The sequence below is a fragment of the Oceanospirillum sp. genome (genome assembly GCF_982874595.1).
In genome coordinates this window covers 1-11,771 of the sequence record NZ_CEYNZH010000075.1, presented here as the reverse complement: position 1 = coordinate 11,771, position 11,771 = coordinate 1, and the positions used below count along the sequence as shown (strand labels likewise).

Genomic DNA, 11,771 nt, shown 5'->3' with positions numbered 1-11,771 from the left:
ATTCGCAAGTGCCTGTTCGAACAGCAGAGGGATATCCAGTCCGTGATTCAGTATCCAGGGCAGAAAAGCCCCATATGGCAGCGCGATACCCAGAAGTGTCAGTAGCAGGTAGAGTTTTTTCATTCGGTGTCCATTCCAGTCTGGTCAGAGTGCAGTGTTTTTAAAGTAAAAGAGTATTTGTGAGTTACTGCTTCCCACGGACTGAGGCTGTGAAAGTCGTTATCTAAGCAGGTAAAACAGAGCCGTAGGATGGTGCAAAGCGGAGCGTGTCCATCCAATTACGGAGGTGTTGAGGGGCTCGGTCACTAGGTGTCCTTTATAGCCCAGCCTGCTTACGATTTCTTTCACTGCTCCAGAGCATCGGAGCGAGTCGTCTGATTATATCCCGCCCAAACAGAAATATCTGTGAATTCGACACGAAAAAGGCAGCCAGTGGCTGCCTTTTTCGTTTTAAGTACCTGAAAAATCAGGCGCTTGGTTTCCTGCTGACCTGCTTGGCTTTTTTACCGCCGCCTTTTTTAGCGAAGGGCTTGCCTGCCGGTTTACCGGAAGCAACAGCCTTTTTCACCGAGGTCTTGGTATTTTTCTTACCGGCTGGTTTTGCCGCACCGCTGGCCTGTTTCACCTGACCGTTTTTCAGGGTCGGGCGGTTGGTGGTGTGGGAGGCACCGGTCTGCTGACCCGGACGCGCTTTGCGTGGGCTGCGTGGATTGACCGGATCTTTGTCTTCACCGGGTACCAGCTTGTATTTGCCGTCACCGATCAGATCCGCCCGGCCCATCTCCCGAAGGGTTTTACGCAGGGCAGGCCAGTTTTTCGGATCGTGATAACGCAGGAAGCCTTTCTGTACCCGGCGCTGTTCGTAGCTCTTGGCGGTAAACAGCTTCTCACTCTTATAGGTCACCTGCTTGAGCGGGTTTTTATCCGAGTGGTACATGGCGGTGGCCAGTGACATCGGTGACGGATAGAAGGTCTGTACCTGATCCGGGCGGAAGTCGTGGGTTTTCAGCCACATCGCCAGATTGAGCATATCCTCATCTTCAGAGCCGGGGTGCGCAGCAATAAAGTACGGAATCAGGTACTGTTTCTTACCGGCTTCTTTGGAGTACTTATCGAACATACGCTTAAAGTTGTCATAGGTGCCCATGCCCGGTTTCATCATTTTGCTCAGAGTCCCCATTTCGGAGTGCTCCGGTGCAATCTTCAGATAACCGCCAACGTGGTGAGTCACCAGCTCTTTGACGTATTCCGGGTCTTCTACCGCGAGGTCGTAACGCAGACCGGAGGCGATGGATACCGTATGTACACCATCCACGGCGCGGGCCTGACGATACAGCTGAGTGGTCGGGCTGTGATCGGTGTTCAGGTTGACGCAGATCTCCGGATACACGCAGGAGAGCTTACGGCAGGAGGCCTGAATCTCAGGATCTTTACAGTTCAGGTGGTACATATTTGACGTCGGGCCGCCAAGGTCAGAGATATGACCGGTAAAGGCAGGCAGCTTCTCTTTGATATCTTCGATCTCGTTGATGATCGATTCCTGAGAGCGACTCTGAATAATGCGGCCTTCGTGCTCGGTGATGGAGCAGAAGGTACAGCCACCAAAACAGCCGCGCATGATATTGATCGAGAAGCGGATCATCTCATAAGCGGGGATCTTGGCACCGCCATATTTCGGGTGCGGCACACGCTGGTAGTTAAAGCCGAACACCTTATCCATCTCCTCGGTTTCCAGAGGGATCGGTGGCGGGTTGACCCAGATCTCTTTCTTGCCGTGCTTCTGAATCAGTGCGCGGGCGTTGTGCGGGTTGGATTCCAGATGCAGCACACGGGAGGCGTGGGCGTACAGCACCGGATCTTTATTCACTTTCTCAAAAGAGGGCAGGCGCACGTAGGTCTTGGCGGCATCCAGCTTACCGTGTTTGCCTTTCAGCGGTGCCGGAATCACGCGGATCGGCATCACATCCGGGTCTTCCTCTTCACCGTCCTGACACTTGCCTTCCGGGATGTACTCGTAAGGGCTTGGAATCTGGTCGATCTTGCCCGGCCAGTCCACACGGCTGGAGTCGATTTCGGTGAAACCGCCCGGAGGGGCATCACGCACGATAGTGGTGCCGCGAATATCCAGCAGTTCCGACAGATCTTTGCCCAGCGCCAGTTCGTGGGTTAGCTCGATCAGAGCGCGTTCAGCGTTACCGTACAGCAGAATGTCCGCACCGGAGTCGATCAGTACCGAACGGCGTACCTCGTTGCTCCAGTAATCGTACTGGGCGATACGGCGCAGGCTGGCTTCGATACCACCGATCACAATCGGGGCATCGGAATAGGCACGTTTACACATCTGCGAGTAAACAATCACCGCACGATCCGGACGTTTACCACCCTCACCATGTGGGGTGTAGGCGTCGTCGTTACGCACTTTCAGGTCGGCGGTGTAGCGGTTGATCAGCGAGTCCATATTGCCGGCGGTAACACCGAAATACAGATTCGGTTTGCCCAGACGCATAAAGTCATCCGGGTTGCGCCAGTCCGGCTGGTCGATAATACCGACACGGAAGCCCTGAGATTCCAGCAAACGACCCAGTACAGCCATACCGAAACTCGGGTGATCCACGTAGGCATCACCGGTGACGATAATCACATCACAGCTGTCCCAGCCCAGAACGTCCATCTCCTCGCGGGTGGTCGGCAAAAAGGGTGCTGTACCAAAGCACTCGGCCCAGTATAGGGGATAGGAAAACAGATCGGGGGCGGTTTTATGTTTACTGCTCATGGCGCTCATCAGGTTCTGCAACAGGCGGTGAATTGCCCGTTGGCTTCAGTGACAGGTCTGGTTTTCTGCGGCTGGTTTTATCTAAAAAACCTGAGAAATGCAGACGGGTTTTGCAAACCGCGCATTGTCCCAGAAAAACAGTCGGGAATACAGCGTGAGTACCGGAAAGTTGTCAAAAGTCCCCGGTTGAGATGTTGCGGCATAATCATAGCTAAAGGACCGACTTTTGGTTAAGCTAATTACTAATTTTTCAGAAATTAGTAATGGGAGACATGATGAAGCTGCCGGAGCCTCCGCCATCGCTGGATCTGCTGTTAAAACAATTGATGGAGCAGGGGGACCACGCCCGTATCACCCGGTTGCTGAGTGCGCCCATCGGACCTACTGACAGTAAAGGCCGTTACTTGCCGTGGGAAAAGTTGAAGCATCTGAAACCCCCGGAAGGATTTACCCCCGAGGATTACTGGTTTGCGGTAAAAAGTGCTCGCCAGAAAATCGCCCGTCATGTGCCTTTGCAGGATAAATACCAGAAGCCGTTCGCCTTTTGTATGCCGGACAGCCTGCAGAAAGAGCTGCACTGGCTGGATCAGAATGCCTCTGGCAGTATCACTATGGATCAGCCGATTACCAATCCGCACACCCGGGATACTTATCTGGTCAGTTCACTAATTGAAGAGTCGATCAGCTCCAGCCAGTTGGAAGGTGCTTCCACCACTCGTAATGTCGCTAAGGAGATGCTGAGGCAGGGACGTACACCGACAGATCATAGTGAGCGGATGATCTACAACAACTATCGAGCTATGGAGGTGATCCGCGAGTTTTGTGACGATGATCTGACTCCATCGATGATTAAGCATCTGCATCAGGTGATAACAGAGGGCACGTTGGATAATGAAGCTAAAGCCGGTCGGTTGCGGGGTGATGGTGACGATATTCAGGTGGTAGATAATAGTACTGGGGTTACCTTGCATACACCGCCAAACGCTGCAGAATTAGAGCAGCGCTTGCAGGCGCTGTGCAACTTTGCCAATGCGCCATCGGATGATGGTGCTTTTATTCATCCCGTCATTAAAGCGATTACTCTGCATTTTATGATTGGATACGATCATCCCTTTGTTGATGGCAATGGGCGTACCGCCCGAGCCTTGTTCTATTGGGCTATGGCGAGGCATGGTTATTGGTTGATGGAGTTTGTTTCCATCTCCCGTATTATCAAGCAAGCTCCGGTGAAATATGGCATGGCTTACCTGCATACCGAAACTGATGGTAATGATCTGACCTATTTTCTGCTGCATCAGGTAGAGGTGATTCGTAAAGGGATAGCGGCGTTGCATGAATACCTGAATCGAAAAGTAATTGATCTGGAAGAAGCGGAAAAATTGCTCGACAACAGCAAAGCTCGTGGCTTGCTGAACCATCGTCAGCTCATGCTGCTTCGCCATGCCCTGAAAAATCCGGGTGCACATTATGACATTCAGAAGCACAAGACTTCTCATGCTATCAGTTATCAGACCGCACGAACTGACCTTTTGACGATGGCTGACGACCTGCGTCTTCTAAATAAGCGTAAATATGGGAAAAGTTGGGTCTTTGTCTCACCGAGTGATTTACGGATGCGTCTGAAAAAACCAACTGTATAGTCCCCTTTTTACTCCAATCAATAAGGAAGCCCCTATGTCTTTAGTCCTTTGGTTATCTCTGCTTCTGATCTGTGTGCTGGGTGCGATGTCACCGGGGCCGAGTCTGGCGGTGGTGTTACGTCAAACTGTGAGTAACGGTCGCGGTCACGGTATTGCCGCAGGTTGTGCCCATGCATTAGGTGTCGCGGCCTGGGCGGCGGCAACGGTTTGGGGGCTTGGGGTTCTGGTCAGCCGTTATGAAACTGTTTATCTGGCACTGACCTGGGCCGGTGCTGCTTATCTGGTATGGCTCGGTTTTAATGCTCTGCGGTATGCGTCGACTCCTGAGCTTCAGGCGGAAAACGGCACGAAAGAAACCTATTGGCAGGCGGCGCGATCCGGTCTTTTTATCTCGCTGCTGAATCCGAAACTGGCGGTGTTCTTCACCGCGTTGTTCTCTCAGTTTGTGACTGCGGATCAGGGCTTAGAGGCTCAGCTGATTATGGTGCTGACCGCGTCTATTGTTGATGGCCTCTGGTACTCGCTGGTTGCGCTGCTGTTTTCACAAGCGCACCTGCTGGCCTGGCTGCGTCGCCATGTAAAACGGATCGAGCAGCTGACTGGTGTTGTGCTGATCGGTCTGGCGGTGCGGGTGGTGGTTCCCTGAATGTCGGTTTCAGATGCTTCCGGTGATTGCGTTGGCCGTTATCCGGTCAACGTGCATAAGGTGTTTCACGCCCATGTTTACTTTGATGCGGACACGCTGGATTTCGCGACAGAGCTTTGCCAGCAGGCCGGTGAGCAGTTTGGCGTTCAGGTGGGACGGGTGCATCAGAAACCTGTTGGCCCCCATTCCGCGTGGAGTTGTCAGCTACTCTTTAAGACAACGGACTTTGATCAGCTGATTCCCTGGCTGGATCAGCAGCGTCTTTTAGCCGCAGGTGATGAAAAGACAGAGCAGGAAGGCAGGAAAGGCCTTTCGATTCTGGTACACGGTGTCACCGGCGATCACCTGAAGGATCACACCGATCATGCCTATTGGCTGGGACAACCGCTGACACTGGATCTGTCGATGTTTCTCTGACAATCTCCTTCGTGACCTGTTGATGGGGTGGGCACATGAAAGCAAAACTGGCGGCGATAATAGAGGCGCTGGGTACTCCGGGGTTCAGTTCTGCCCTGGCGGATTATCTGCAAACCCTGCTGCCCTGCAGCCACCTGATTATTCTGGGTTGTCGTCGCGGCAAGCATCCCATCTATCTCTATGATGCCATTCCCCATAATCGCGAATACCTGTTCCAGCGTTATCTCACCGATGCCTATCTGACCGACCCATTTTATCAGTTTACCGTGGTGGATCATGGGGATAGCGTGCTGTCTCTGCCGGAGATCCGTGGACGGCTGGATCAACCGGATTATCTGCAGGCCAGGTATCAGCAGGAGTTCTGTCAGCAAACCGGTGTTTTTGATGAGCTGTGCCTCTGCACCCGGCTGGATGACGACCGCTGGATTCTGCTCTTTACCGGACAGGCAGGGGAGGATGAAACCCGTCACCGGATGCAGTTTAACGAGCTGCAGGCTGATGCTTCGATTCTGCATGCCCTAATCCGCCAGCAGTGGGCGGGTACCGCGCCAACTGCGGTTAACAACCCAGACACCGGCTTGCTGCAATCCTCCGCTATGGCGGATAAAAGTGAGTTCCGGCAGGCGCTGCAGGCTGCGATGCACTCCTTTGGCGAGGCGCTGTTGACCCCGAAAGAGCAGGTGATCACTCTGTTAATCGTGCAGGGGTATGACTCCGCCGATATCGCTCAGCTGGAAGGGATCGCCCTTGGCACGGTAAAAAATCATCGAAAGAGCATCTACCGTAAACTGAATGTCAGCTCCCTGAGCGAACTGTATCAGTTGTTTATGACCCATCTGCTGGTTAGTTGATATGAGTTAAGGCCAGGTTTCAGGTGGTAATCAACATTTGCTGAAAACGCTGTAATAAACGTTGTCTATACAATCGGCAAACTTTCGGATCAGACCTGAGTTTTCAGCTTGCTCGTCATAGCAGAGATAATAAGAAATAGGTGTCTCGGGCAGAAAGGGCAGAATGGCAAGTTCCTGTTTCCGCCACTGTGCAGAGGCTGGATGCACTAAGCCAACTCCAAAGCCAGCGCTGACCAGGTTGATGACCATTGAAGCCGTTGTTCCGTTAATCGTGAAGTTAGGAGCAGAGCCAAACTGCTCAAAGAGTTTAGTTTGTAGCGCGCTGCACTGATCGTCAGGGTTGTAGTCGACAAAGTCAAAGCCATCCAGATCTCTTGCATGGAGCGTTTTCTGTTCCGCCAGGGGATGATCTTGCGGTAAAACGGCTACCAGAGAAGAGCTTAGTACTGGCTTCGCGTTGATGGTCGGATGATCAATCGGGGTTGATACAATCCCTAGATCCAGTTTCCGACTGGCCAGCATCTCTTTGATCTCAGGTGTATTGCCTGTGACAAGTGAAATGTTCACATCAGGGTTGTTCTCACGAAAGTATTTGCACACTGACGCAGAATACTGACTACTCAAGGCTGGCAGCAAGCCAATTGTCAGTGATTTTCTCTCCTTATGCTTCAGTTCATCAATTTTGCGATTTAACCCGGAAAGCTCTGCAAGCAAGCGGTCACTTTGTTCGAACAGTTTCAAGGCTTCTGATTTGGGTTTCAGGCGACCGGACTCCCGAGTAAAAAGCTTAAGTGCAATATCCTCTTCAAAGGATGAGATGAGTTTGCTGACTGCAGATTGTGTCAGGGAAAGACTGTTGGCAGCACGGCTGGCTGAACCATGCTTTATAACGGCCCGAAACGCCTGAAGTTGCCGAAGATTGAATTGATTGCGCATAACTCTTCTCAGTTTTGACGAAAAATACCGGACAGAACATTTATGGGTTGGGTCTTTTTGTATTCCGTTTTGGAATATTAGCTTAATTTTAATTCAATTGATAATTATTATCAATTGCATGTAGGATCGCATCTCCAATTTATGCAGATAGCCATTAAATTTGTCCCAAGGAGATCGCTATGACCACTTTTGGTTTGCGTGTTTTCAGTCAGGCGCTTGTTTTGACTGGTTTTTTGACAGGAACGTCGGTAGCCATTGCTGCAACTACGACAGGAACGATCCACTCCTCAGGTGCGATTGCGCTGGAGAACTGCGGGCAGCAGCTTTCTCTGCAGCATTCACCGGAGCGCGTGGTTACCGTTGGGCAAGCTACGACCGAGATGCTTTACAGTTTGGGGTTGCATGACCGGGTAGTAGGGACTTCGAATTGGTTTACTGAAGTTGCACCAGAATTTAAAGATATTGATGCCGGTATTGAGCGCATTGCGGAGAACTTCCCAAGCTTTGAGGGCGTGATGTCCAGGAAGCCTGATCTGGTGACGGCAGATTTTCTGTTTTCGATTGGTCCCAGTGGTGTTGTTGGTAAGCGGGAGCAGTTTCATAAACTGGGCGTAAATACTTATGTTCTGGCTTCCCAGTGCATTGATCAGGATTCCAGTAAGGGGTTTGATGGTGTGCGTTCAGCGATGTTCTCGCTGGATAATTTGTATCGCAGTATTCGTGATATCGCTACTTTATTTAAGGTGGAGTCGCGGGGAGAAGCGCTGGTTGAAACGATCCGTCAGCGGGAGGCTGCAGCCATTGCGCAAGTCAAACAGCATCAACAGAAGAATCTTTCGGCAGTCTTCTGGTTTTCCAGTGCGGCCCTTGAGGTTGATCCCTGGGTTGGTGGCAGCAAAGGCGTACCGGGTTGGATGATGGAGAGTCTCGGTATTGAAAATGTGATCAAATCCGATGAAGTCTGGCCCATGGCGGGCTGGGAGAGTATTGCGCAAGCAAACCCGAGTATGATTGTGGTCGCCAAAATGAGTCGTCGCCGTTTCGAAGCCGATGATGTGGAGAAAAAACTGGAGTTTCTGCGCTCCGACCCGGTAACCCGAGAAATGGACGCGGTAAAAAACAATAACATCATCGTTATGGATGCCCACGCAATGGATGTGACACTGCGCGCTGTGGAAGGCCTTGAAACGTTGAGTGCTGCAGTTACCCGGTTGGGTGTGGCGGAGCGATAACGGAATATGTTTCAGTTTGTTCGTAACCCCGGCAGCTTTAAGCTGTCCGGAGTTTATTCTGCCGTTTTTGCAACGTTGGCACTTTTGTTGGCGGTTGTTTTGTTGGCCCTGAGTGTGGGGGAGAGTCCGATACCCTTATCCGTGGTATCAAAGACGCTGGCGAATCAGCTGCTTGGGGCCAGCTATGTTGTTGACGCTATTGATGCAGGGATTCTTTGGGAATACCGACTTAGCCGTGCAGTTATAGCGGTTTGTTGTGGTTCTGCATTGGCAATAAGTGGCGTGGTGCTGCAGTCTCTGCTGCGAAATGTGCTGGTTGATCCCTATATCCTGGGCATATCTGCGGGTGCTTCTGCAGGGGCTGTTGCTGTAGCCATTTTAGGCGTGGGTGCCGGTGCTTTGTCGATGTCGTTTGGAGCGTTTATCGGTGCTTTACTCTCTTTTGCTCTGGTGATGCTGTTGTCTCGGATGACCGGCCAGATAATTCTGGCCGGGATTGCGGGGGCTCAGCTGTTTCATGCGATCTCTGCCCTTATGATTACCAAATCCGCTAATGCAGAGGCTGCCCGTGGGATCATGTTCTGGTTGTTGGGGAACCTTAGTGGAGTACGCTGGCAAGATGCCTGGCTGGCTGTTCCTGTTTCTCTGATTGGGTTGCTCGTTGCGCTCTATTATGCCCGGGCACTGGACGCTTTTACTTTTGGTGCTGAGTCTGCCCAATCTCTGGGGATTCCAGTTGTGAAGGTTCGCCTGATACTGATTTTTATCACTGCCATGCTGACAGCTGTGATGGTTTCTATGGTGGGGGCAATCGGTTTTGTGGGGCTGGTTATTCCTCATGCCGCCCGCTATCTTGTTGGAATTCGACACTATAAGCTTATTCCTGCGGCGGCTGTTTTGGGGGCTGTGTTTCTGGTGCTGTCTGATGTGCTTTCCCGCATTGTGATCAGTGGGCAGGTACTGCCAATTGGTGTGGTAACAGCGCTTATTGGTGCGCCCGCTTTTGCCGTTATTCTGATTCGGGGGGGACGGAACGCATGATGTCAGTTCATGGAGCCGGATTTCAGGTGCGAGGCAAACGTCTGATAAACCCTCTTTCATTTGACGTCGCGTCGGGAGAGGTCTTAGGGCTGATCGGTCCAAATGGGTCCGGGAAGTCGACCTTGATTCGACTTCTGGCAGGTATCACCGAACCTAATGAAGGTCAGGTGCTATTAGAGCAAAAGCCCGTTCACAGAATGGCCAGGGAGGACATTGCCCGACGGATCGCTTTTGTTGCTCAGCAGTCTGAAACACACGACCGGATTAAAGTACGAGATGCCGTCGAACTGGGGCGAACCCCCTGGATCTCTCTGTTAAACCCCTGGACAGAGCATGATGATCAGATTGTGGATGCAGCGATGCAAGCGCTTAACGTTGCTCATCTTTCTGATCGTATCTGGCAAACTTTATCGGGAGGTGAACGTCAGAGGGTTCATCTGGCAAGGGCTTTGGCTCAGCAGCCGCAGATCCTGATACTGGATGAACCAACCAATCATCTGGATATTCAGAATCAACTGGCAATATTAAAGCTGATTGATACCTTGGATATCACCATAATTGTTGCCCTGCATGATCTGAATCAGGCTGCTCAGTGCGACCGTTTGCTGATGATGGAATCCGGCTGCTTAGCGGCAATTGGCGCGCCTGAAGCGGTATTAACATCCGACAATATCCAACGTGTTTTTGGTGTGAACAGTCGATTATTACAGGATGAAGCGCTGGATCGCCCGGTTTTACACTTCTATTAAGCCTTATCTGTTAAGACTGCCGGTTAGTCTGGACCTGAGGACTCCGGCATAAGCCGCTCCTGCAGCGGGGTCTCGTAGACGCCTGCAGGGGCTTTTAACGTTGCAAGTCGTTTTTGCTTTATCTGTCCCTATAGGGATATGCGGCTTTGCCGCCCACTTCTTTAAGCTGTTGTTTCTTTAATGTCACTTTTAACCGCAGCAACGAAAAACCGTTAGGGCACCCCATGACCTCTCTATTTGATGACCTGAATCGGCGCGGTCTGATCGCGCAAACCTCCAACGCCGATGAACTGAAAACCTTTCTGCAGCAGCCGCAAACCGTCTACTGCGGTTTTGACCCTACTGCCGGCAGCCTTCATATCGGGCATCTGGTACCGCTTCTGATGTTGAAGCGCTTTTATGATGCCGGTCACAAGGTGATCGCTCTGGTGGGTGGGGCAACCGGTGCCATCGGTGACCCCAGCTTTAAAGCCACCGAACGCAGCCTGAACAGTATTGACAGGGTGGATGAATTTGCCGCTCAGCTCAGTTCCCAGATCACCCGCCTGATGCAGCCGCATCTGAATGGAGAGGCGCTGAAAATGGTGAATAACAAAGACTGGTTCTGGGGTATGAATATCGTTGAGTTTTTCCGGGATGTGGGCAAACACTTCTCGGTGAATGAGATGATGCGCCGCGAGTCAGTGAAACAGCGTCTCGACCGGCCGGATGTGGGCATCTCCTTCACCGAGTTCAGCTATACCCTGCTGCAATCCTACGACTTTGTGCAGCTGAATAAGCACCACGGCGTGACTTTGCAAATTGGTGGGAATGATCAGTGGGGCAATATTGTCAGCGGTATCGACCTGACCCGCCGACTGAATCAGGCGAAAGTGGATGGCCTGACCCTGCCTTTGATTACCAAAAGCGATGGCACTAAGTTTGGTAAAACCGAGACCGGCACGGTCTGGCTGGACGCGGCCAAAACCTCGCCCTACAGCTTTTACCAGTTCTGGCTCAATACCGCTGATGCCGATGTTTACAACATGCTGGCGTACTACACCTTTCTGTCGGTGGATGAGATTGAAGCGATCCGTAAAGCCGATCAGGAATCCGGCCGTAAGCCAGAGGCGCAGCGTATTCTGGCGGAAGCGATAACCGGTTTTGTCCATGGTGAGGCGGGTTTAAGTAGCGCCAAACGCATTACAGCGGCACTGTTTGCCGGTAAGGGCGATCAGGAAACGGCCGGAATTGCTCAGCTGAGTGAAGCCGAACTGCAACAGTTAGAGCTGGATGGTCTGCCCTGTTTTACCGTTAATCCAACCGCTGAGCTGGCGCAGGTATTGGTGGATACTGCGTTAGCGCCATCCAGAAGCAAGGCTCGTGAGCAGCTGAAAGCGGGTGCCATTCGTCTTAATGGCGAGCAGGTGGCTGTCGATACTGCAAATAATCAGCCGGATGAAGCGCTAAGTCAGCATTTTGCCCTGTTTGACCGCTCCTGGCTGAT

Annotated in this window: 11 protein-coding genes; 8 read left to right on the top strand and 3 right to left on the bottom strand. The window is 51.9% G+C overall.

Annotation, left to right across the window (positions count from 1 at the left end; all coding sequences use genetic code 11):
- Window positions 1-123 (bottom strand): DUF2834 domain-containing protein (locus AC4GL5_RS17615; protein WP_490384113.1); only part of this gene is annotated, 123 nt, incomplete at its 3' end.
- 343 nt (window positions 124-466) lie between these two features.
- Window positions 467-2,773: a YgiQ family radical SAM protein gene (locus tag AC4GL5_RS17610; protein ID WP_490384112.1), complete on the bottom strand. Its 2,307-nt coding sequence runs from the start codon at window positions 2,771-2,773 to the stop codon at window positions 467-469.
- Between the two features lie 263 nt (window positions 2,774-3,036).
- On the opposite strand from AC4GL5_RS17610, the gene AC4GL5_RS17605 reads away from it, so the two are divergent.
- The 4 genes from AC4GL5_RS17605 to AC4GL5_RS17590 are packed head-to-tail and all read left to right on the top strand — an operon-like array spanning window position 3,037 to window position 6,327.
- Complete coding sequence (locus tag AC4GL5_RS17605; protein ID WP_490384111.1) at window positions 3,037-4,413, top strand: Fic family protein; 1,377 nt, start codon at window positions 3,037-3,039, stop codon at window positions 4,411-4,413.
- 34 nt (window positions 4,414-4,447) lie between these two features.
- Window positions 4,448-5,059: a LysE family translocator gene (locus tag AC4GL5_RS17600; protein WP_490384110.1), complete on the top strand. Its 612-nt coding sequence runs from the start codon at window positions 4,448-4,450 to the stop codon at window positions 5,057-5,059.
- Entirely contained in the window at window positions 5,060-5,476 is a 417-nt protein-coding gene (locus AC4GL5_RS17595) for a DOPA 4,5-dioxygenase family protein (protein ID WP_490384109.1), read from the top strand. It begins immediately after the preceding gene.
- 35 nt (window positions 5,477-5,511) lie between these two features.
- Window positions 5,512-6,327, top strand: coding sequence for a helix-turn-helix transcriptional regulator (locus AC4GL5_RS17590; RefSeq protein ID WP_490384108.1), 816 nt, complete (start codon window positions 5,512-5,514; stop codon window positions 6,325-6,327).
- Between the two features lie 30 nt (window positions 6,328-6,357).
- On the opposite strand, the gene AC4GL5_RS17585 is transcribed toward AC4GL5_RS17590, so the two are convergent.
- Complete coding sequence (locus AC4GL5_RS17585) at window positions 6,358-7,263, bottom strand: LysR family transcriptional regulator (RefSeq protein WP_490384107.1); 906 nt, start codon at window positions 7,261-7,263, stop codon at window positions 6,358-6,360.
- A 179-nt stretch (window positions 7,264-7,442) separates the two neighbouring features.
- Between AC4GL5_RS17585 and AC4GL5_RS17580 the strand changes: the two genes are divergently transcribed.
- From AC4GL5_RS17580 to tyrS, 4 genes are all read left to right on the top strand, one after another.
- Window positions 7,443-8,495, top strand: coding sequence for an ABC transporter substrate-binding protein (locus tag AC4GL5_RS17580; RefSeq protein ID WP_490384106.1), 1,053 nt, complete (start codon window positions 7,443-7,445; stop codon window positions 8,493-8,495).
- 6 nt (window positions 8,496-8,501) lie between these two features.
- The gene (locus tag AC4GL5_RS17575) at window positions 8,502-9,536 is read left to right on the top strand and encodes a FecCD family ABC transporter permease (protein WP_490384105.1); all 1,035 of its coding nucleotides are present in this window, start codon (window positions 8,502-8,504) and stop codon (window positions 9,534-9,536) included.
- Complete coding sequence (locus tag AC4GL5_RS17570) at window positions 9,536-10,285, top strand: ABC transporter ATP-binding protein (RefSeq protein WP_490384104.1); 750 nt, start codon at window positions 9,536-9,538, stop codon at window positions 10,283-10,285. Before AC4GL5_RS17575 ends, AC4GL5_RS17570 begins: the two co-directional genes overlap by 1 nt.
- Window positions 10,286-10,509: 224 nt before the next feature.
- On the top strand, window positions 10,510-11,771 hold a 1,262-nt coding region (gene tyrS, locus AC4GL5_RS17565; RefSeq protein WP_490384103.1), incomplete at its 3' end, for a tyrosine--tRNA ligase.